The following is a 20,152-nucleotide window of genomic DNA, read 5'->3' on the forward strand; positions in this document are numbered from 1 at the left end:
TTATTTTTGTGACTTTCAAAGCTCTGATCTGGGCCGGGGGCTGGACCGCCCCCGGTCTTCAAGGGTCAGGCGGCCTCCTTCGGACGCGGCTGCAGCGGCGGGTTGACGTCCGGCGGGATCGGGCAAACGTAAGAAGTCTTGCCCAAACGCGCCTGATGGTCCGCCTTGGCCGCAGCCAGTAACTGGCTGTCGCTGAGAAGATCGATGGCGGTGCCGGCCATCATTTTCGCGGCATGGGTCATGCCTTTATGGGCAGCAGCCGTCTTGCCCTGCGCCGTCACCTGCCAGGAATGGCCAGGCGTACCGATGGCGATAGTCGCGGCATGCGCCTGCACGGTCGGCATCAACCAACTGACATCGCCGACATCCGTCGACCCGATCATCGGTTCGCCATCGACATCCAGCGGCACGATGAAGTCGCAGAGCGGGGTTTCCTCCTTGCGCGGCAGGCCGACGCGAAGATAGGCGTTGTCGATATCCTCCTCGCTGAGCGTTGCCTGGATCTGTGCCGCAAACGCCTTGTCTTCTGCATCGAAAGGGACAGGCCCGAGCCGATCCAGATTGCGCTGCATCACCTCTTCCAACGGGCGGTTGGCCAACAGGTTGGAAACCGCACTCATGATGGAGATATCGACCGTCGTTCCGGTCATCATTGCCGCGCCCAGCGCCACCTGTTTGACCCGCTCGTTGAGATCCAGCATGCCTTTGAGGTCCCGCGAGCGGATCGCATACCGCACCGCCGACTTTGCCTGCACGACGTTCGGGGCAATCCCGCCAGAATCGAGCATGGCATAATGGATACGGCTGGAATCCGGCACGTGTTCGCGCAGGTAATTGACCCCGACATTCATCAGTTCGACGGCATCCAGCGCGGAGCGACCGAGATGCGGCGCCGCGGCAGCGTGCGAGGATCGGCCAGTGAAGCGAAAATCCATCCGGGTATTGGCGAGCGACAAGGCTTTGGCGACCTCGGTAAAGGCGCTCGGATGCCAGGTGATGGCCGCGTCGACGCCGTCGAACGCGCCTTCGCGCGCCATGAACGACTTCGCCGCTCCGCCCTCCTCCGCCGGGCAGCCATAATAGCGCACCCGGCCAGGCTTGCCGGACTGGGCCAGCCAGTCCTTGATCGCCGTCGCGGCCAGCATCGCTGCGGAGCCGAGCAGATTATGGCCGCAGCCATGCCCGTGACCGTTGCCGGGCAAAGGCTTCGGTTCTGCGATGCCGGCCTCCTGGCTCAGGCCCGGCAGCGCATCGTATTCGCCGAGAATGGCGATGATCGGCCCGCCCTCGCCTGCCTCGCCCATCACCGCGGTGGGGATGCCCGCGACGTTTTCGGTGACGCGAAAGCCCTGTTCCCGGAGCATGGCGGCGTGTTGGGCAACCGAGGCGTATTCCGTATAGGCGATTTCCGGCATGCCCCAGACACGGTCGCTTAGGGCGACGAATTCCGCCCTGTGCTCGTCCACCAGATCCCAGATTCGCTCGCTATTCTGCATTTCGAAGTCTCCATACGGCTTGATGTCAAAGGTGATTTTCAAGGAAACGGGCAAATGCGGAAAACGCCTTCAAGCGGTTTTCCCTGCGCGCAAAGCCATGGCCCTCGTGGTCGATGCGCAGGTATTCGCAATCGTGGCCGAGACCGCTCAGGCACGAATAGACGTCTTCGCTCTGCCCCATCGGCACGCGGGGGTCGCGGTTGGCGTGAACGATCAGAAGCGGCGCCTTCATCCGGGCAATCCGGTTGATCGGCGAAAACCGCTCCAAAGCCTCGCGCATGACGGACGGTTCGCCATATTCGGCGGCCCGCTGCTGCCGGCCCCAAGGGCCGGTCGCAAGAAGATGGGTCAGGAAGTTCCCGACCCCGTAGAAATCCACGCCGAGTTTCCAGAGTTCGGGATCTTCGGTCAGCGCCGACAGAACCATGAAGCCGCCATAGGAGCGGCCGAACACGCCGATACGGCTGTCATCCACATCCGCTCGCGCCCCGATGGCGAGCCGGATCGCCCGCAGGTCTGCAACCGAATCCAGACGCTTTTCGCGGTCGTCGAGCTCGTGGAAGGCACGACCATAGCCGGTGCTGCCGCGCACGTTTGGTGCCACCACCATGACACCTTGCGAAACGAGAAACTGGACGTCGGCGCGGAAATCCGGCCTCCACTGCATTTCCGGCCCGCCATGAACGATGAAAAGAACAGGGTAACCGGCGGCAGGCGCCGGCGAGGATGGTGTGTAGACGAAGGCCGGTATCAGCCGTCCGTCGAAACTTGCAAAGCGTTCGACCACCGGCTCCCGGAAGGATCCGACGTCCAGCCCCAATGTGTCGGAAGCGACCATCAGCTCGAAACGCCCGCTGACCAGATCTAGCCTCCAGATGCCCGGCGGTGTCGCCGCCCCTTCAAGCGGGAAGACCAGCGAATGGCCGTCCGGCGTGAATGCGACGGAGGTGATGACCCCGACCGCTTGCCCGTCGAATGACCGCATATCGCTGCCCTCGCGGTTGCACAGGCCGATGCAGCTCCAGCCGTCTTCGTTGGAGACGTAGGCGAGGCGCTGCTGGTCGGGCGACAGGGCCACGGCTTCGATATTGCGGTCGGAGAGCTCGACCAAGGGTGCGACGCTGCCATCGTCGGCAGCAAACCGGCGAATGGCCATGAAATCGTTGCCTTGGTCACAGACAGTAAGGCCGCCGCTGCCGTCCTTGAACAGCCGTGCCGCAAGATAACGGGCTTTCCCGGCATGCGGCATGATCGGCGTTAGTTCGCCGCTGGCAATCTCCAGCCGATACATGTCCTGGTCGTTGCCGGAGCGTAGCGATTCCCGCACCAGCAAAGCGTTTCCGTCGGGGAAGAAGGCAAGTGCCTCGCGCATGCCGATGCCGGCAAAGACTGTCGACGCCTCGCGCGTCGTCACATTCATGACGTGGATGTCCATGTCATAAGGGGAACGAGCGTTGGACGCATAGGCGATCCGCTCACCCTCCGGAGACCAGGTGCCCCAGATATGCACGACGCCCGGCGCCTGCGTCAGCGCGACGGGTTGGGCTTCGATGTCCGGCAAAAGCCAGAGCTGATGTCGCTCGTCACCGCCGCAATCCATGGTGAAGAGGATTCCCGGTCCCTTCGGATTGAAGGCGAATGCGCCGATCGGTTCGGGCATGGCGGTAACCTGCCGTGCCGGCCCGCCGGCGAATGGCCTGACCCACAGCTGGCTGAAGCCGGTGGCATTCGAGAGATAGGCAAGCCATTGGCCGTCGGGCGACACGGCCGGCGATTTTACGGACTGGATCTCCAGGAACGGAGCGATGGCTTCAGCCTTAAACGGCGACGTCATCCGATCACACCCTCCGGCTTTCAAGCGCATTGACCGCGACAAGCTTGCCGCGCAGACGCTCGGAGGCATTTTTCAACTCTTCGAAAAGCGGACCTTTGGTCGATTGATGATTGGCTTCCGTGACGATCGAGAAGCCGGCTTCCGGCCAGGCCCGATAGAGCTGCCACGCGGACGCCATCGGGGTCACCGTATCATACCGTCCCTGGACGATCTCGCAGGGCAGGTGGCAGATCCGGCCGATATCGCGAAGCAACTGGCCCGGAGCGAGAAACGCGCCGTGCATGCAGTAGTGCGTAAACAGCCGGGCAACGGCGAGCGCGGCAGTCGGCTCCATCAGGGCTGCGACATGGCCGGGGTCCGGCAGAAATGTCTGGGTCTTGGCGGAAAAGCCTCGCAGGCTGAGCGCCGCGGCCACCTCTTCATGGGCATTGCCGCTGGTCAGCCGCCGGTAGTAGGCCGACAGGAGATTGCCACGCTCGGCTTCGGGAATGAAGGCCGCAAATTCCTCCCACTGATCGGGAAAGATGGCCCGCACACCATTGAACCACCAGTCGATATCCTCCTTGCCGGCGAGGAAAATGCCGTGAAGGCGAAAGCCGAGGCAGCGGTCGGGATACGCCTCCCCATAGGCCAGCGCTAGGCAGCTGCCCCAGGATCCGCCGGAAACCAGCCATCTGTCGATGCCGAGGTGGTCTCGCAGCAATTCCATGTCGGCGACCAGGGCCGTCGTAGTGTTGCCGTCGAGATCCGCATGCGGCGTCGACCGGCCGGCGCCGCGCTGGTCGAAGATAACGATCCGAAACGTAGAGCGGTCAAAGGTTTCGACCTGCTTCAGGGAAATGCCAGCACCTGGCCCGCCGTGAAGAACAACGACAGGGATACCCTCAGGATCGCCATGTTCCTCGACATAGAGGCTCCGAACCTCGTCCACCGGGAGATAGAAGCTCCGTTCACCCTGCTGCTGCGACTGCATTCGCCCACTCCAAGCGCAACACTTTCTGCCTATTTTGCAGGCATGCCAATGTTATGTGCATTGTGGGGCGATTACGGCCTTCCTGTCTAATGAGAAAACAAGATAGCCCATTCCAAATCCGAATAGTTTTTGGATTTTAGCTCAAAGAAACGGCTGGCACAGGCAATTCAATTCTCTGTTGGACGGAACCTGGCCGTGATCGCTTGAGGCGGAAATTGGGCCAGACATCGGCGAATTCATCCCGCCCACCTCTGATTTCCATCATTAGATTAGAAGAACCGCCGATCGTCGCCAGGCATAGCGTAGCCAGCAAAGTCCGTAACAACACATCTTTCCGAATCTGCTTACGGAGCAGTCGTTCGCTCATCTTTTAGAGCGTCCGCCTCTCGGAGTGCCTTTAGGTTTATGGGGGATGGCGCCGTGGATTTCCCGTGTGATGCCGATAGTAAGCTCCTATTCCGTGCAGAATTTCGAAAAAACCGATTCCGCCCAAGGCCGAGCTTTGCCGCGACGACAATGTCATTTCGCTGGGCAGGGTCACCTACCAAATTGAACGGACAGCTCAGATGCCGAGAGCCATGCCATCCTTGCGGGGGTCGGAGCCACCCTTCAGCACGCCTGTTTCCCAGTCGATCCAGATCGCCTGGGCGCCGCCCATGGCCGACTCCGGCGCCTTCACCTCGAAACCGCGCTTGGTGAACTCCGGGCCGATCGTGTTGCGCAGCCGGGCTTCCATCTCGACCTGGTTGGTGCCTGGCAGCGGGAAAAGTCGCGGCAGGTCGATGGCGCTCTGGAGGTCCATGCCGTAGTCGAAGACTTTTGAGAGGAAATGGGCGTGGCCCATCGCCTGATACTGGCCGCCCATGACGCCGAAGGGCATGATAGCGCGGCCATCCTTCGTCACCATGCCGGGGATGATCGTGTGCATCGGTCGCTTGCCCGGCGCAATCGCGTTCGGATGGTCTGGATCGAGCGAGAAGCTGAAACCCCGGTTGTGGAACATCACCCCGCTCTTGGGGTCCATGTGGCCGCTGCCGTAAACGAAGAAGATCGAGTTGATGAAGCTGATCGCATTACGGTCGCTATCGACGACCGAGAGATAGATCGTGTCCTTGTGCGGCACTTCATCGAAGGGCGGCAGGTTCTCGATCGCTTTTTCGGGATCGATCATACCGGCCAATTCAGTTGCGAGTTCGTCCGAGAGCAGGTAATCGACCGGCACGTCGACCTTGGCCGGATCGGCAAGAAAACGGTTGCGCGCGGCATAGGCGAGACGCGTCGCCTCGACCTCGATATGCAGGCGTTCAGGCGCCAGCGGATCGCCTTTGCCAGGAAAATGCGACAGGATGTTGAGGATCATCAACGCGATGATGCCCTGGCCGTTCGGCGGGCATTCGTGAATTTCGTGGCCACGGAATGTCGTCTTGATCGGCTTCACGTATTCGCCACGGGCGTTGGCGAAATCCTCCAGCGTATGCAGCGCCCCGATGCCGTTGAGGTAGCTCACCATGCCTTCAGCAATCGGGCCGCGATAGAAGGCATCCCTGCCCTCCCGGCCGATGGCTTCGAGCGTATCGGCGAGTTGCTTCTGGTGCTGGATCGTGCCTGCCGGCGGCGCTTTGCCATCGACGAGGAAAACGCGGCTCGCAGCTGGATCGCCCTTCAGGACGTCCGCCTGGGCGGCAAGGTCGTGCGCCGTGCGCGGAGGCAGGACGTATCCATCGCGCGCCAGCTTGATCGCCGGAGCGAGGATATCAGCCATCTTCAAACGGCCGTGATCGGCAACCAGCCGCGTCCAGGCATCCACCGCGCCCGGCACGGTGATCGTATGCGGCGAGGTGCGGGTGAGGCTGGTCACGCCGAGCGAACGGAGATGTTCGACGGTTGCGGCAGCCGGGGCGCGGCCTGACCCATTATAGGCCAGCACCTCGTCCGTGCCGCCGAGCGACAGAAGAGCGAAGCAATCGCCGCCGATCCCGGTCGAACCGGCCTCCACCACGCATTGCACGGCGCAGGCGGCGACCGCCGCATCCACGGCATTGCCGCCATTGCGCAGGATGTCGATGGCGGTGAGCGTGGCCAGCGGCTGTGAAGTTGCGGCCATCGCGGTGCGGCCCACGGCGAGCGAACGGCCCGGTAATTCGAAGTCTCTCATGTCACTCTCATCGCTGGAAAAATCGGGCTCAAGACCCTGTAGCGGCACAGATTTTCACTCAACAGACCATGCCGGGCGCCCGGCATCAAGCCGTGAGTTCTTTATTTTTAAGTCCCTAATATAGGGCAGGAAATCGTTAACCTTTGCGGACCGTAAACCGGTTCAAAGGGCTATTCCGGGCTTGCCGGGCGTTGACGGCGGCTGGCATGGAAAGGATGTCATGAACAGTATTCCAGCCTTCCTGCTGGCCGCCGCATGCCTGATCATCATAGGCTTTTATGCGGTCGCCTTCGTGACCGCCCTGATAGGGTGATCATGCATCAAACCTGACGCCCGCCTCCCACGTGCCATTTCGAATGGCGGGAGGCGGGCATGAAATTGCCAGGGCATTGCGTGGATTGCCCTCCCTGAATGTCAGGAACCCTCGCGTCCATCATCGCGATATTCGCCGGCTCGGGCTTAAGCTGCGATCCGCGAAATTCCCATCTTGCAGCCGGAGGCTTCGAGCGCCGCGCCGGCGACCTCCACGAAGAGGGCGCGGAACCATGAGGCACGGCTGTCCGCATGGTCGACACGCCGGTAGAGCATGCTCACCGGCTCAGCGGGCAGGTCGATCGGCAGCAGGTCGATCGTTAGATTGTGGAGTTGGGCCATGCAGCGGGCGATCGATTCCGGAATGGTGGCGATGGCCGGCATCGCCCGAAGTGCCGTCGGCAGCGCCGAAAAACGCGGCACAGTCGCCACGACATTGCGGGTTTTCCCGTGACGGGCGAGCACAGCGTCGATGCTGGTCGAGGGATTGCCCTCAAAGGAGACGGCCACATGCGGCGCATCGGCGTAGTCGTCGAGGGCGAGCGGCGCCTTGAGTTTGATTTGGACGGGGTCGTAGACGCAGACGGACGACTGGTTGAAGAGCGGCGCGCGGACGTGCCAGGAGGGCGGTTCGCCATGCACCGCGACGCTGAAATCAAACGCACCGTCATCCAGCATGCGCGAAACGTCACGCCGGTCCCAGGCGACGCCGATCAGCCGCGAACCGGGCGACAGCTGCAGCAGACGGGCGGCCAGCGGGCCGAAGAAAGCCGATTCGAGATTGTCGCACATGCCGATGCGGAACTCGCCTTCCCAGTTTCGGGGATCGAATTCGGCCGGCGGCCGGATCGCTCGTTCGATGTTCGAAAGTGCATCCTCGATGACGGGCGCGATCGCCAGCGCCCGGGGCGTCGGCTGCAGGCCGCGTCCGACGCGTACGAACAGTTCGTCGTCCAACGCCTCGCGCAGCCGTTTCAGCGCAGCCGACAAACCTGGCTGCCCGAGCAACAGGCGTTCGGCGGCGCGACTGACGTTCCGTTCCCGCATCAACACCGCGAAGGCCAGAAGCAGGTTGAGGTCAATCTTTCGAAGGGTCGCATCATTCATCATCGCCAGCAATACCTGCCATGGTAATTATCAATTTGCAATGGGTCTCGAAGATGGACAATTTCTCGATCCTCTGCCGGCCCGGTTCGACCTCCCCGCTCCGGGGGCAGCATGAACAAGGATTAGAATCCCATGAGCAATCCTCAATTCCGAGGGGTTGCAGGGCTCGCATTGCTGCTGCTCTGCACCGCCAACTTCCTCGACGCGATGGATGTCTCCACCATCGGCGTCGCACTTCCCGCCATCCAGGCCGAACTCGGCATGCAGCCAACCTCCCTGCAATGGGCGGTCAGCGCCTATGTGCTCGGTTACGGCGGCTTTTTGCTGCTCGGCGGTCGCGTTGCCGACATTTTTGGGCATCGTCGCGTGTTCCTCTGGTCGTTGGCGATCTTTGCGGCGGCCAGCATCGCCGGCGGTTTCGTCGATAGCGGCCCGACGCTGATCGCCGCCCGCCTCGTCAAGGGAATCGCCGCTGCCTTCACGGCACCCGCAGCGCTGGCACTCCTGCTGGCGGTGTTCGGCGAAGGGCCGCAGCGCGCCAAGGCGCTTGGCCTCTTCGCCTCCACCGGGGCGGCCGGCTTTGTGCTCGGCATGGTGCTCGGCGGCGCTGCGACCCTGATCAGCTGGCGGGCAACGCTGGTAATGGGGGCGCCGGTCGCGATCCTGACCCTGCTCCTTGCGCCGATAGCCTTGCCGCTCGACGCACGCCGCACCGGGCCGCGCCCCGGCTTCGACTGGGCCGGCGCGATCACCATCACTCCCGGCCTGCTGCTCTTCGTGTTCGGCATCACCAATGCGGCCTCGGCCGGCTGGGCCGACCTCCTCACCTGGGGCTCGCTGGTGGCCGCAGTCGTGCTGATCCTCGCCTTCCTCGCCATCGAAGCCCGCCATAAGGACCCGATGATGCCGCTCGCGATGTTCCGCCGCGCCAGACTTACCCATGCCAATATTGTCGGTTTCCTCTATCAGGGCGCCTATATCGGCTTCCAGTTCACCGCAACGCTCTATTATCAGGCCGTCTACGGCTGGTCGGCCTTTGTAACCGGCTTCTGCTTTGCTGGCGCCGGCGCCTTCGTGATGTTCCTGGCCCCTCGTTTCGCGACGCTTGCCCAGAATCGCCGCACGACCGGCTTCATGACGGCGGGCGTCGCGTTGCAGGCGATAAGCTACATCTTCTGGGTCCTGTCGGTCGGCCATATCGACCCGATCCTGCTCGTCGTGCTCTCGCAGATTCCGCTCGGCCTCGGTTATGCCATGACCTTCCCGTCGATCCAGGTCGCGGCGCTGGCCGATATCGAGGAGGATAAATCGGGGCTTGCCTCCGGCATGTTCTTCGCCGCCTTCCAGATCGGCGGCGGCGTGGTGCTGGCGGCAACGTCTGCCGTGTTCGGCGGCGCTCCCAGCTTCGGCTGGGAACCCTATTCCGCCGCCGTCGCCTTTGTCGCGACGCTCGCGGTGGTGATCACGCTGATCGCAGCGCTCGGGCCGAAACCTTCGCCAGCAGTCGACCGGTACCAGGCCGCCGAATAGATCTGCCCGTAAACCGGAGTCCTGCTCTTCACCCGCGCTACCACCCGGCGCGGGTTTCTTTTTCGGATATCCCGGCCCAACAGCAGATCGTCCGCGCGACAGGGCATGTCCATCGCTTGGCTTGCAGTCCGCCCGGCTTTGTCGGACAATGAGACGGAGCAATATAATTTGATATCAAACTATATTGCCGCATCTCCCCATTCCTATTAGCTTCCACAGCAGGAGGAATGCAGGAATGACGGTTGAATCATCGATACGACAGGACGCGCAGGCAACGTCTGCGGAGAGCGAGATGCTTGTCCCGGCCATGTTCCAGAATCTGATCGGATATCATCTGAGGGTGGCGCAGGAGACCTCCTTCCAGGCGTTTGCCAGGGCGGCCGGCAAGGCTGACTTGAAGCCCGGATGGTATTCGCTACTGACAGTGCTTGCCGAACGGGAGAGCATGACGCCGTCGGAGCTCAGCCGAATCTGTGGCCGCGACCGTTCGACGCTCACCTCCAGTCTCAAGGCATTGTCTCATCGCGGGCTGATCGAACGGCGATCGAACCCCGACGATCAACGCAGCTACAGCGTCAGGCTCACCGAAAACGGTCGCAATATGCAGGAGCGTTTGCACGCGATCGCTGTCGTCTACGACCGCCATCTTGACGAGATCGCCGGCAAGGACAAGGCGGTGCTGATCGCGGTTCTCGGCCGGATCGCCGCATCCTTCAGCACGCCGCAGCATCTTGACGATGCGGTATCGCGTTCGCGAGACCTGCCGCAATGATGTCGAACCATTCTTGGTAAGCCGGCGGCGGCTTTTCAAGCAATGGACGACGAGTCGCCCCGCCGGCCATTGCAGTCTCCGGGTAAAACATCCGTCCTCAGAGGATGTGTGTGCCGCCGAGGTTCTGCACCGCGCGGCGTGTCATGACTGCGACGAGATGGGCGCGGTAATCGGCCGGCGCATGCATGTCGCCCATCATCCGCGACGGGTCGATGGTCAGGCCCTCCAGCGCTTCCGCCGAAAAATTCTCGGTCAGCAGCTCCTCGGCCTCAGTCCAGCGGAACACCCCCTCGTTGCCGGCGCCGGTGATCGCAACGCGGATGTGGCCGTCGCGATGTTTGGCGACGAAGGAAGCGGCCATCGAATAACGCGAGGCTGGATTGCGGAATTTCGCATAACCGGCGATTTCCGGAATCTTGAACTCGACGCGGACGAGGATTTCCCCTGGCTCCAAGGCCGTGGTGTAAAGGCCCTGGAAATAGTCACTGGCGGGGATTTCGCGGCGGTCGGTATGGACGACGGCATCGAGCGACAGAACGGCGGCGGGATAATCTGCGGCCGGGTCGTTGTTGGCGGTCGAGCCACCGATCGTGCCCATGTGACGCACCTGGACGTCCCCGATCGAGCCGGCGAGGCCCGAAAGCGCGGGGATGGCGGCCTTGATCTCCTTGGAAGCCGCGACGACGGCATGCTTGGTGGCCGCGCCGATGACCACCTTGTCGGCGGTGACTTCAATGCCGGACAGTTCCCGGATACTGCGCACGTCGATCAGGTGCGCAGGCGCGGCAAGCCGGCTTTTCAGGGTCGGGATCAATGTATGGCCGCCGGAAAGATAGGAGGGCTCCTCGGAACTCTCATAGAGTTCGACGGCTTCGGTGAGCGTCTTCGGCTTGTGGTAGGTCGTTGCGTACATGATGTGGCCCTCCCCGCTCACTCGGCCGCGACGGCATGCGCCGCGCGATGCTTCTCGGCAGCGTCGAGCACTGCCTTGACGATGTTGTGGTAACCGGTGCAGCGGCAGATATTGCCTTCGAGTTCGTGACGTACGGTGTGTTCGTCAAGCATGCCGTCATGGCGGCGGATCATGTCGACCGAGGCCATGATCATGCCCGGCGTGCAATAACCGCATTGCAGGCCGTGATGTTCGTGGAAGGCCTGCTGAACGTCGTGCAGCTTGCCGCCTTCGGCGAGGCCTTCGATCGTCGTCACGTGGGAACCGTCAGCGGCGACGGCCAGGACCGTACAGCTTTTCACGGCGTCACCGTCGAGATGGATCGTACAGGCGCCGCATTGGGTGGTATCGCAGCCCACATGGGTACCGGTGAGGCCGAGATGTTCGCGGATGAACTGCACGAGCAGTGTCCGGTCTTCGACGTCGCGTGTTTGCGGCGTGCCATTCACGGTGATGGTGACACGGGACATTGGTCCCTCCTCTTCAAATCCATAATTCAAGGCTGACCGAAGCATATGACGTCGGCCCCATGCATGTCAGCTTATGATAGCGGCATCCCCCCGCATGTCATCCGTTCCGGAGGGCATGCCCTCATTTATGAACAGCGCCCCACGGAAAACCGCAGGCCTGAAAATCCTGAAAGGTTTGGAGAGCGGCGCCTCACGGATCTCAATATGTGAGAAATTCGGCGACCCAAGCGTTGCGTCCGCGCGAAAGCGACGGTAAGTCGTCACAATAATCGGTGAGGAAAGTCCCATGCGCCGCATCATCATCGCCATCACCGGAGCTTCCGGTGTCGTCTATGGCGTTCGCGCCCTGCAGCTTTTGAAGGAAGTCGAGGATGTCGAGACCCATGCGGTGATCTCACCTTCCGCTTTCCGCACCGCGATCGACGAAATCGACATGAGCGCCGAAGAGATCAAGAGCCTGGCCGACGTGCTCTATAATCACAAGGATATCGGCGCGGCGCTCTCCTCCGGCTCGTTCCGCACCGCCGGCATGCTTGTCGCACCCTGTTCGGTGAAGACGCTCAGCGGCATTGCCAACTGCTACAATGACGAGCTGATCGTGCGCGCGGCCGACGTCTGTCTGAAGGAACGCCGGCGTGTCGTGCTCCTGTTTCGCGAAACGCCGCTGCATGCCGGCCATATCGCACTGATGGACCAGGCAACCCGCAACGGGGCAATCGTCATGCCACCGGTGCCGGCTTTCTATTCGAAGCCCAGTTCGCTGGACGAGATGGTGACCCAGACGGTCGGCCGGGCGCTTGATCTCTTCGATATCCACCTGCCGATGGTCAAGCGCTGGAAGGATGGCCCTGGCTCACCCGGCCAGCACTGATCTGCTGCTCCGAGTGTCCATCCTAAAGGGCGGCGAGCGCGTTTTCGATCACGGCCAGCATGGCGGCGGTCCGCGCATCCGGCTCCGCCCCACGGAAAAACGTCACGACAGTCCTGAGGTTGCCAGTTGCGTCTCCGGTTGATCCATCGGCGGCCAACAGCGCCTTCCCTTCGGCCTCCAGCACCGCCAGCTCGATCTTTTCGGAATTGAGCTCGGCAGCCTTCACGCCGTTGCGCAGCATTTCCGTCTCTTTGGTGGGCGCGGGATGCGGCCCGCTCTTCAACTGCCGGCGCACGAGGCGCAGCGGTTTGACCACCTCGTTGCGCCAGTCGGCCACGAGGCCGTCGATGCGGGCAATGTCGGCCGGCGAAAGCGCCACGGAATTCCGGGCGAGCCAGCCGGAAAACAACAGCACCGGTACATCCACGCCGCTTTCATCCTGAAGCACCAGACAGGCATCGCCTACACCTGGCGCGCCATAAAGCCGGACCGCGAAATCCCAAAGCTCCTGCCCGACACCCGCAACCATCCAGCCCTCTCCATTGCCTTCCTACGGCTTGTCAGTTCGCCTTCACGCCGGTAGCAGCCTGAATCCATTGCCCGGCATCTGAATGACCTGGTCCGGGCCGCCAAAGCCTGAACCGTACCATCGTATCAGGCGGCTCGGCGGCGACGCTGGGCCTGGGAGGAGCCGGCGCCGAGCTGGAACTGGCCGACCATCTGGCGCAGCTTCGAGGCCTCGTCGGCAAGACCGGAGCTCGCCGCCGTCGTCTCCTCGACCATTGCGGCATTCTGCTGGGTCACCTGGTCCATCTGGTTGACGGCCGAATTGATCTCCGAAAGCCCGGTCGATTGTTCGCGGGCCGAGCGTGCGATATCGTCCACGTGGCTGTTAATGGTGACGATATAGCCCTCGATCGACTTCAGCGATTCGCCGGCGTCGCGGACATATTTCACGCCGTGGCCGACTTCGACGGTCGAGTTCTCGATCAGCGACTTGATTTCCTTCGCCGCATTCGCCGAACGCTGAGCGAGTTCCCGCACTTCCTGCGCGACGACCGCAAAGCCCTTGCCCGCCTCGCCGGCTCTAGCCGCCTCGACGCCGGCATTCAGTGCCAGCAGGTTGGTCTGGAAGGCGATCTCGTCGATGACCCCGATGATGTTGGAGATCTGCTTGGAGCTTTCCTCGATGCGGCGCATCGCTTCCACGGCATTGGCCACAACCTCACCGGAACGAGCGGCGGACGAATTGGCTTCCCCGGCGATCCTGCGTGTCTCCTCGGCCTTCTTGGAGGCGGAGGAGACATTCGCGGTGATCTGATCGAGCGCCGCCGCCGTCTCTTCGAGCGAAGAGGCCTGCTGCTCGGAGCGGCGTGACAGATCACTGGCGGACTGGCTGATTTCCTGGGTCCCGCCGTCGATCGCCTCGGCGCTGCCGGCGATCTGCGTCAACGTGCTGGCGAGCTGGGCGATCGAGGTGTTGAAGTCATGGCGCAGAGCTTCGAAATCCGCCGAAAAGGCCTCGTCAAGCTGGAAGGAGAGATCGCCTGCGGCGAGCCGGCGCAGACCACCACCAAGGCCCGATGTCGCGATGCGGAGCCGTTGGGACGCGTCGGCCTCGGCCTGTTCCTGCGCGGCGATGCGTTCCGCTTCCGATCGGCTGCGGGCTTCGATCGCCTCGCCTTCCAATCGCTTGTTGCCGATCGCCGCCTGGCGGAAAATCTCCACCGCCGCCGCCATCCCGCCGATCTCGTCCTTGCGATCCATGCCGAAGATGGTCAGCGTCAGTTCGCCGCCCGCTAGGCGTCGCATGCAATCCTGCAGGCCTTGCAGCGGCCCCACGACGCCTGACAAAACGACCCGGATCGAGAAGCCGACGACGATCAGCGAAATCACGCCGATCACGGTCATCCAAACGGAAAGATTGGCCTTGTCCTCCAACCCATCCTCGAAACTCTTGTGAGCGACATCGAGCTGCAGCTTGGTCAACGCGTTCAGCGGCTCTGCAAGCGGTTCGATAGCGGGGTAGAGCCGCTTCGTCACATAGGTATCGAGAGCCGCCTGATCGCGCTTGCCCATGATCGCCAGAAGCTCGTCGACCGCCTTGGTGGACTCCGTACGAGCACCGAGGTAACGCTGGACAAGAGTTTTTTCCTGGTCAGTCAGGTGGGTTGCCTGGTAGGCCGCCCAGTCGCGGTCGGCGGAGACGAGCGCTGCGCGGACTGTCTGCTCACCCAGTTCCCAGCTGAACGCACCGCTGCGCGTCTTATGGGCGGTATCGACGATGGTGACAGCATAGGCGTCGGAGACCGTCTTGATATGCGCCACGGGCTCGAGCCGATCCTCGACGATTGTGCGGGTGCGTGCCGACAGGGTATCCATTCCGATGAATGCGACGGTCGTGGTTGCGGCGAGCGCGAGCGCGAGGCCGACAACGCTGGCGACAAGCTTCAATTTAATCGTCATCCGAAAGATCCATTGCTGCACTGGAGGTCATGGCCAGTCCTGTTGGGCCGCTATGGTTAAGGATTGCGGAAAATACTGAGGATATGTTTAACGGCACTACCGGGGATAGCATGGATGAGTTTTTCGCTTGTGTGCGAGGGCGCGTTTGACGGAGGCAGGTGGCGATGGTTCGGGAACGGGCGTCAAGGAGGTGAGTTATGAAACTTGCGCATGTCGCCCTTTCGACAACTGAACTCGACGGGCCCGCCGCGATGCGGTCAGCCCTTGCCCAGCGACCTCACATTGCCGGCAAGTTCCGTTGCAAGCCTGAGTGCAGCGCCGGTCGCCATCACCATGGAAGGCAGGATCAGCCATTCAAGCGTCCAGGCCGCACCTGAGCGTTCCTGTTCGTGCACCATCGATTGCTGCATGCCGGAAAGCTGCACCGCATTGAAGCGCGCGAGCGACACCAGCACTTCGGCAGCCACCGGGTTCTGCTTATGGGCCATGGCAGAGGAGCCGCCGCCGCCCGAAAGCTCCATCTCGCCGCCCATCAGGGCGAGCAGCGCCACGTCCTGGCCAAGTTTGCCGAGCGAGCCGGAGATCATTGCGAGGATGTTTGCGAATTCGGCCAGCCGATCGCGCTGGCTTTGCCATTGCGGTGCGTCGGTAAGAAACAATTCCCAGGCCAGAGCCTTGCGCACTTCGGCGGCCTTGTCGCCGAATTTTTCGAGGCTGCCGGCAGCCCCGCCGAATTGCACGGCGAAACCGGTCTCCGAAAAAACATCCAGCCGCTGGCGGTGCCGGCTCAACGGTTCTTTCCAGGCACGGATACGGTCCGAAACCGTGATCGGGATCGCCGCCTGCATACGGGTATGGCCCATCAACGTCCGGCTGCCGAATGCCCGGTCGATGTCTTCGAAAGCCTTTTCGAGGGCAGCGAGCCGCTCGATGAACAAGGAGCATGCCTGTTTCAGGCGGAGTACCAGAGCCGTGTCGATGACGTCCTGGCTGGTCGCGCCGAAATGCACGTGCTTGGCGGCCTCGCTGCCGCCCGCCTGCTGGTTGACGGCGTCGCGAAGCTGCCTGACGAGTTCGGCCACCACCACGCCGTCGCGCCCGGCGCCCTTTTTGAGCCCTGCCATATCCGGTACGAATGTGTACAAGGCTGCGGAAATGCGCTCCGCCGCCGCCGCCGGAATGACGCCGCAGGAGGCTTCGGCTTTGGCAAGTCCGGTTTCGAAAGCCAGCATGGCGTCGATCTCGGCTGTCACCGAAAACAGCTGTCCGGTCTCGTCGTCACCGACGAGACCGGACAAAAATGGATGCTCGAAAGCCGAAACGCTCATATCTACTCCCGGGCAGGTCCCTGATTCTTCGATCCTAGATATCGAAGAATATGGTTTCGTTTTCGCCCTGAAGATAGATGTTGAAGGTGACGGTATTACCCTCACGCTTGCCGATCAGGGTGGGAACACGAACCCGGTGCTCGATGCGCGACAGGATCGGATCCACCGCATTGGCCTCTTCCTCGTCGGAAAAGTACATGCGGGTATTGAGGCCGAGATTGATGCCGCGGGCGACGACCCAGAAAGTGACATGCGGGGCCATCAGACGACCGTCGCGGAAAGGCACCTTGCCGGGCTTGATCGTTTCGAAGGCGAATTCGCCGGTTGCCATGTCTCCGGGCTGACGGGCCCAGCCGAAGAAGTTCGGGTCGGCCTTGCCGCGGGTTTCCGACGGGCTGTTGTAATAACCGTCGGCATCCGCCTGCCAGATCTCGATCATCGCGTCCTTGAGCGGGGTCATCGCGCCGTCATAGATGAAGCCGCGGATGGTGATGCGCTCGCCGCGGGTCTGGTCGTTGACCATGGGGCCGGAGCCGAGGTCGGTATCGTAGACGCCCGTGATGCCGGAGAAATTCGGCGTGCAGCCGATATGAACGTACGGACCCGCGGTCTGCGAGGCGGATTCCTTGAAGTAGGTGAGCGGCTGGACCATCTCAGTTGCCCTCTTTACGGTTCTCGAAGAATGTCGAGCGACGGCCGCGCAGGACGATATCGAATTTATAGGCCCGCATGTCATGCGGGATGGTGTTCTGCATGTCGAGCGCGGCGATCAGGCCCTTGATCGCGTTTTCGTCCGGAATGGTCTTCACGATGGGACAAATCCAGATCATCGGATCGCCCTCGAAATACATCTGGGTGATCAGACGCTGGGCGAAACCATGGCCGAAGACCGAGAAATGGATATGCGCCGGGCGCCAGTCGTTGACGCCGTTCGGCCACGGATACGGGCCCGGCTTGATGGTCTTGAAGGCGTAGCCGCCGTCCTCGTCGGTGATCGTGCGGCCGAAACCGCCGAAATTCGGGTCGAGCGGGGCGAGATAGGTTTCCTTCTTGTGGCGGTAGCGACCGCCGGCATTGGCCTGCCAGAATTCCACCAGTGCACCCGGAACGCCGCGGCCGCGCTCGTCGATGACCCGCCCGTAGACGATGATGCGTTCGCCGAGCGCCATCTCGCCGGGCTTGGCATAGTTGACGATCAGGTCGTTGTCGAACTCGCCGAGAATGTTGTGGCCGAAGACCGGGCCGGTGATCTCGGTTTTGGTGCCTTCCAGCGAAATCAGGGCGCGCTGCGGCGAGCGCAGCACGGAAGTCTTGTAGCCCGGCGTGAATGCCGGCGGATGCCATTCCCGGTCACGGGCGAAGAAGGGTGTCGTTTCTGGGGGTGTGTTCTTCATTTTTGCTCTCCCGCGGCCTTGTCCGCGTCCATTTCGGCATAAGTGGCTTTGGCGATCTTGAAGGCATGGTTGGCGGCCGGGACGCCGGCATAGATCGCCACATGCATCAGGGCTTCGCGGATATCGTCCTTCGTCGCACCCGTGTTGGCGGTTGCGCGGATATGCATGGCGACTTCGTCGTGATGGCCAAGTGCCGCCAGAAGCGCGATCGTCACCATCGAGCGTTCGCGCTTGGTCCAGTTCGGACGCGACCAGACCGTGCCCCAGGCACCTTCGGTGATCATTTCCTGGAACGGCCCGTCGAAGGGCGTCTGGTTTGCCTGGGCGCGGTCAACATGGGCATCGCCCAGCACCGAGCGGCGGGTCTTCATGCCTTGGGCGTAACGTTCCGATGGCGCGGAATTTTCGGCCATGTCTATTCCTCGAGTTGTTCGATGAAGCCGCGGATCAGCGCGGCATGGGCAGCGGGCGCCTCGACGCAAGGGATATGCGCGGCACCCTCGATGATTTCGTAGCACGCACCGGGGATGAGGTCAGCGAATGACTTGACGAGTTCGGGCGGTGTCGAGCCATCCTCACGTCCGACAATGCAGAGCGCCGGCACGGCGATCTTCTTCGCAGCCTCGGTGAAGTCCGCGTCGCGGATCGCAGCGCAAGTGCCGCTGTAACCGAAAGTCGGCTGGCGCACGAGCATGTTGCAATAGGCCTCGTAGGCGGCATTTTCAGGCTTGCGGAAAGGCGCTGTGAACCAGCGCTCCATGATCGCGTCGAGAATGCTGTCGATACCGTTCTGCTCGACGGCGGCAATCCGCGCTGCCCAACTTTCGGCCGTGCCGATCTTGTGGGCGGTATTGGAGAAGATCAACGCTTTCACGAGGTCCGGGCGGGTCGCATACAGCCCCTGGGCGATCAGGCCGCCGACCGAAAGACCGCAGACGATCACCTTGCTGAGTTGCAGGTGGTCGAGCAGGCCAGCGAGATCCGCTGCATGGTCGGCGATCGAATAGGGCGGATTGCCGAGGCCGGAAAGTCCGTGACCGCGCTTGTCGTAGGTGAGGATCGTGTAGTCCCCGGACAACTTCGGCAGTTCGTGATGCCAGATGCGACTGTCGGTTCCGAGCGAATTGACGAACACGATGACCGGCTTGCCGTCACCTGCGCGCTGGATGTCGTAGTGGATCACAATGTCATTGATGTGTACAAACTGCATCAGCGCCTCCTCTCGCCTTGATAGATTGCACTAGTTTCCGGTTAGGTAAAATGATATTTCAGCATAATCCCCTAACCACAGGGTTATTTGATCTTGATCAATTCCCGAGTCAAGTTTCGACACTTGCATACATTCGTCGAGGTCGCGCGCCAAAAAAGCGTGGTCAAGGCAGCCGAAATCCTGCATGTCAGCCAGCCGGCGGTCACCAAGACCATCCGCGAGCTCGAAGAGGCGCTCGGTGTCGCCATGTTCGAGCGCGATGGCCGCGGCATCCGCATCACCCGCTACGGCGAGGTATTCCTGCGCCATGCGGGCGCGGCGCTGACGGCGCTCCGGCAGGGCGTGGATTCCGTCTCGCAGGACCTGTTCGATTCCGCGCCGCCGGTCCGAATCGGTGCACTCCCGACCGTTTCCACCCGCATTATGCCCCGGGCCATGACGCTCTTCCTCGCCGAAAAGACCGGCAGCCGCGTCAAGATCGTGACCGGAGATAATGCCGTTTTGATGGAGCAACTCCGTGTCGGCGAGCTCGACCTCGTAGTCGGACGTCTGGCGTTGCCCGAAAAGATGACCGGCCTCTCTTTCGAACATCTCTATTCGGAACAGGTCGTGTTCACCGTCCGCACCGGGCACCCGCTGCTCGACGGCAAGCGATCGATATTCGAGGGTTTTGCCGACTACCCGGTGCTGATGCCGACGCGCGGTTCGATCATCCGGCCTTCCGTCGAACAGTTCCTGATCGCCAACGGCGTCGCCAGTCTGCCGACCCAGGTGGAAACCGTCTCGGATGCCTTCGGCCGTGCATTCGTACGGTCGAGCGATGCGATCTGGATCATTTCGGCGGGCGTGGTCGCGGCCGACATCGAGGACGGGGTTCTGGCGACGCTGCCGATCGATACCAGCGAGACCCGCGGGCCGGTCGGCCTCACCATCCGCGCCGACGCCAATCCCTCGACGCCGCTGTCGATCTTGATGCAGACGATCCGCCAGGCGGCCGCGGAAATCATGCCGGCGCGGTGACGCCCGGCTCGATCTTCACCACCTCGTCACCGCAGAACAGGATGACATAGTGGCCGCGCGCCTCGGCGGCCCGAGCCCAATCCTTGAGATCGGAAGAATACGGCTCTTGCCGCCAGGTCGCCGGATGGTGGGGATTGACCAGCACCGTCAGTTGCGGCCCCTGATCATAAACCAGCATTTTAGACGTCAGCGGCTTCCACGCCTCGGAGACCTCGGGATCCGTTATCCACCGACAGAGGAAATCCCGGCAAAGCTGGGGGCG

At 62.3% G+C, this 20,152-nt stretch carries 19 protein-coding genes; 4 read left to right on the top strand and 15 right to left on the bottom strand.

From position 1 onward, the window contains the following. Window positions 1-65: 65 nt before the first annotated feature. The 5 genes from ACSQ8R_RS29565 to ACSQ8R_RS29585 all read right to left on the bottom strand — a co-directional run bounded on the left by ACSQ8R_RS29565 (window position 66) and on the right by ACSQ8R_RS29585 (window position 7,880). Entirely contained in the window at window positions 66-1,496 is a 1,431-nt protein-coding gene (locus ACSQ8R_RS29565; RefSeq protein ID WP_436256892.1) for a M20 family metallopeptidase, read from the bottom strand. A 25-nt stretch (window positions 1,497-1,521) separates the two neighbouring features. Beyond that, window positions 1,522-3,330, bottom strand: coding sequence for a S9 family peptidase (locus ACSQ8R_RS29570; protein WP_436256893.1), 1,809 nt, complete (start codon window positions 3,328-3,330; stop codon window positions 1,522-1,524). Window positions 3,331-3,334: 4 nt separating this feature from the next. Then, window positions 3,335-4,303, bottom strand: a complete 969-nt coding sequence (gene pip, locus ACSQ8R_RS29575) for a prolyl aminopeptidase (RefSeq protein ID WP_436256894.1) — start codon at window positions 4,301-4,303, stop codon at window positions 3,335-3,337. A gap of 562 nt (window positions 4,304-4,865) precedes the next feature. Further along, window positions 4,866-6,458 (bottom strand): gamma-glutamyltransferase, encoded by a 1,593-nt coding sequence (ggt, locus tag ACSQ8R_RS29580; protein WP_436256895.1) that lies wholly within the window; start codon window positions 6,456-6,458, stop codon window positions 4,866-4,868. 459 nt (window positions 6,459-6,917) lie between these two features. Further along, window positions 6,918-7,880, bottom strand: coding sequence for a LysR family transcriptional regulator (locus ACSQ8R_RS29585; RefSeq protein ID WP_436256896.1), 963 nt, complete (start codon window positions 7,878-7,880; stop codon window positions 6,918-6,920). Window positions 7,881-8,009: 129 nt separating this feature from the next. Between ACSQ8R_RS29585 and ACSQ8R_RS29590 the strand changes: the two genes are divergently transcribed. Further along, window positions 8,010-9,407 (top strand): MFS transporter, encoded by a 1,398-nt coding sequence (locus tag ACSQ8R_RS29590; RefSeq protein ID WP_436256897.1) that lies wholly within the window; start codon window positions 8,010-8,012, stop codon window positions 9,405-9,407. A 235-nt stretch (window positions 9,408-9,642) separates the two neighbouring features. Continuing rightward, window positions 9,643-10,179 (top strand): MarR family winged helix-turn-helix transcriptional regulator, encoded by a 537-nt coding sequence (locus ACSQ8R_RS29595; RefSeq protein ID WP_436256898.1) that lies wholly within the window; start codon window positions 9,643-9,645, stop codon window positions 10,177-10,179. 97 nt (window positions 10,180-10,276) lie between these two features. Here the strand turns inward: ACSQ8R_RS29595 and ACSQ8R_RS29600 are convergent, their stop codons facing one another. Together ACSQ8R_RS29600 and ACSQ8R_RS29605 are read right to left on the bottom strand one after the other, a co-directional pair. After that, window positions 10,277-11,092 (bottom strand): FAD binding domain-containing protein, encoded by an 816-nt coding sequence (locus ACSQ8R_RS29600; RefSeq protein WP_436256899.1) that lies wholly within the window; start codon window positions 11,090-11,092, stop codon window positions 10,277-10,279. Window positions 11,093-11,109: 17 nt separating this feature from the next. After that, entirely contained in the window at window positions 11,110-11,601 is a 492-nt protein-coding gene (locus ACSQ8R_RS29605; protein WP_436256900.1) for a (2Fe-2S)-binding protein, read from the bottom strand. Between the two features lie 286 nt (window positions 11,602-11,887). On the opposite strand from ACSQ8R_RS29605, the gene ACSQ8R_RS29610 reads away from it, so the two are divergent. Continuing rightward, window positions 11,888-12,472: a UbiX family flavin prenyltransferase gene (locus ACSQ8R_RS29610; RefSeq protein WP_436256901.1), complete on the top strand. Its 585-nt coding sequence runs from the start codon at window positions 11,888-11,890 to the stop codon at window positions 12,470-12,472. Between the two features lie 22 nt (window positions 12,473-12,494). Here ACSQ8R_RS29610 and ACSQ8R_RS29615 read toward each other — a convergent pair whose 3' ends face one another. From ACSQ8R_RS29615 to pcaD, 7 genes are all read right to left on the bottom strand, one after another. Beyond that, window positions 12,495-13,001, bottom strand: a complete 507-nt coding sequence (locus ACSQ8R_RS29615) for a TIGR02444 family protein (protein ID WP_436256902.1) — start codon at window positions 12,999-13,001, stop codon at window positions 12,495-12,497. A gap of 125 nt (window positions 13,002-13,126) precedes the next feature. Beyond that, entirely contained in the window at window positions 13,127-14,938 is a 1,812-nt protein-coding gene (locus tag ACSQ8R_RS29620; RefSeq protein ID WP_436256903.1) for a HAMP domain-containing methyl-accepting chemotaxis protein, read from the bottom strand. Between the two features lie 257 nt (window positions 14,939-15,195). Further along, window positions 15,196-16,266 carry a 3-carboxy-cis,cis-muconate cycloisomerase gene (locus tag ACSQ8R_RS29625; RefSeq protein WP_436256904.1) on the bottom strand — a complete coding sequence of 357 codons (1,071 nt, stop codon included), beginning with the start codon at window positions 16,264-16,266 and terminating at the stop codon, window positions 15,196-15,198. 34 nt (window positions 16,267-16,300) lie between these two features. Continuing rightward, a complete protein-coding gene (pcaG, locus tag ACSQ8R_RS29630; RefSeq protein ID WP_436256905.1) occupies window positions 16,301-16,918 on the bottom strand; it encodes a protocatechuate 3,4-dioxygenase subunit alpha in 618 nt (205 codons plus the stop codon). A 1-nt stretch (window position 16,919) separates the two neighbouring features. Next, complete coding sequence (pcaH, locus tag ACSQ8R_RS29635; RefSeq protein WP_436256906.1) at window positions 16,920-17,660, bottom strand: protocatechuate 3,4-dioxygenase subunit beta; 741 nt, start codon at window positions 17,658-17,660, stop codon at window positions 16,920-16,922. Further along, a complete protein-coding gene (gene pcaC / locus ACSQ8R_RS29640; protein ID WP_436256907.1) occupies window positions 17,657-18,073 on the bottom strand; it encodes a 4-carboxymuconolactone decarboxylase in 417 nt (138 codons plus the stop codon). Before pcaC ends, pcaH begins: the two co-directional genes overlap by 4 nt. Window positions 18,074-18,075: 2 nt before the next feature. Next, window positions 18,076-18,870 carry a 3-oxoadipate enol-lactonase gene (gene pcaD / locus ACSQ8R_RS29645; protein WP_436256908.1) on the bottom strand — a complete coding sequence of 265 codons (795 nt, stop codon included), beginning with the start codon at window positions 18,868-18,870 and terminating at the stop codon, window positions 18,076-18,078. Window positions 18,871-18,963: 93 nt separating this feature from the next. Here pcaD and pcaQ point away from each other — a divergent pair, with 93 nt between their 5' ends. After that, complete coding sequence (gene pcaQ, locus ACSQ8R_RS29650) at window positions 18,964-19,890, top strand: pca operon transcription factor PcaQ (RefSeq protein WP_436256909.1); 927 nt, start codon at window positions 18,964-18,966, stop codon at window positions 19,888-19,890. Here pcaQ and ACSQ8R_RS29655 read toward each other — a convergent pair. Continuing rightward, on the bottom strand, window positions 19,874-20,068 hold the full coding sequence (locus ACSQ8R_RS29655; RefSeq protein ID WP_436256910.1) for a hypothetical protein: 195 nt from the start codon (window positions 20,066-20,068) through the stop codon (window positions 19,874-19,876). The genes pcaQ and ACSQ8R_RS29655 overlap by 17 nt on opposite strands. Window positions 20,069-20,152: the final 84 nt, after the last annotated feature.

It is taken from the genome of Neorhizobium sp. LjRoot104, from assembly GCF_964253725.1.
Classification (GTDB): domain Bacteria; phylum Pseudomonadota; class Alphaproteobacteria; order Rhizobiales; family Rhizobiaceae; genus Neorhizobium.

Excerpts from the sequence above, each read along its gene's own strand:
- ACSQ8R_RS29620 (WP_436256903.1), bottom strand. The coding sequence starts at position 14,938 with ATGACGATTAAATTGAAGCTTGTCGCCAGCGTTGTCGGCCTCGCGCTC.
- pcaG (WP_436256905.1), bottom strand. The coding sequence starts at position 16,918 with ATGGTCCAGCCGCTCACCTACTTCAAGGAATCCGCCTCGCAGACCGCG.
- ACSQ8R_RS29570 (WP_436256893.1), bottom strand. The coding sequence starts at position 3,330 with ATGACGTCGCCGTTTAAGGCTGAAGCCATCGCTCCGTTCCTGGAGATC.
- ACSQ8R_RS29565 (WP_436256892.1), bottom strand. The coding sequence starts at position 1,496 with ATGCAGAATAGCGAGCGAATCTGGGATCTGGTGGACGAGCACAGGGCG.
- pip (WP_436256894.1), bottom strand. The coding sequence starts at position 4,303 with ATGCAGTCGCAGCAGCAGGGTGAACGGAGCTTCTATCTCCCGGTGGAC.
- pcaD (WP_436256908.1), bottom strand. The coding sequence starts at position 18,870 with ATGCAGTTTGTACACATCAATGACATTGTGATCCACTACGACATCCAG.
- ACSQ8R_RS29595 (WP_436256898.1), top strand. The coding sequence starts at position 9,643 with ATGACGGTTGAATCATCGATACGACAGGACGCGCAGGCAACGTCTGCG.
- ACSQ8R_RS29615 (WP_436256902.1), bottom strand. The coding sequence starts at position 13,001 with ATGGTTGCGGGTGTCGGGCAGGAGCTTTGGGATTTCGCGGTCCGGCTT.
- ACSQ8R_RS29605 (WP_436256900.1), bottom strand. The coding sequence starts at position 11,601 with ATGTCCCGTGTCACCATCACCGTGAATGGCACGCCGCAAACACGCGAC.
- ACSQ8R_RS29625 (WP_436256904.1), bottom strand. The coding sequence starts at position 16,266 with ATGAGCGTTTCGGCTTTCGAGCATCCATTTTTGTCCGGTCTCGTCGGT.
- pcaC (WP_436256907.1), bottom strand. The coding sequence starts at position 18,073 with ATGGCCGAAAATTCCGCGCCATCGGAACGTTACGCCCAAGGCATGAAG.
- pcaH (WP_436256906.1), bottom strand. The coding sequence starts at position 17,660 with ATGAAGAACACACCCCCAGAAACGACACCCTTCTTCGCCCGTGACCGG.
- ACSQ8R_RS29610 (WP_436256901.1), top strand. The coding sequence starts at position 11,888 with ATGCGCCGCATCATCATCGCCATCACCGGAGCTTCCGGTGTCGTCTAT.
- ggt (WP_436256895.1), bottom strand. The coding sequence starts at position 6,458 with ATGAGAGACTTCGAATTACCGGGCCGTTCGCTCGCCGTGGGCCGCACC.
- ACSQ8R_RS29600 (WP_436256899.1), bottom strand. The coding sequence starts at position 11,092 with ATGTACGCAACGACCTACCACAAGCCGAAGACGCTCACCGAAGCCGTC.
- ACSQ8R_RS29655 (WP_436256910.1), bottom strand. The coding sequence starts at position 20,068 with ATGCTGGTTTATGATCAGGGGCCGCAACTGACGGTGCTGGTCAATCCC.
- ACSQ8R_RS29585 (WP_436256896.1), bottom strand. The coding sequence starts at position 7,880 with ATGATGAATGATGCGACCCTTCGAAAGATTGACCTCAACCTGCTTCTG.
- ACSQ8R_RS29590 (WP_436256897.1), top strand. The coding sequence starts at position 8,010 with ATGAGCAATCCTCAATTCCGAGGGGTTGCAGGGCTCGCATTGCTGCTG.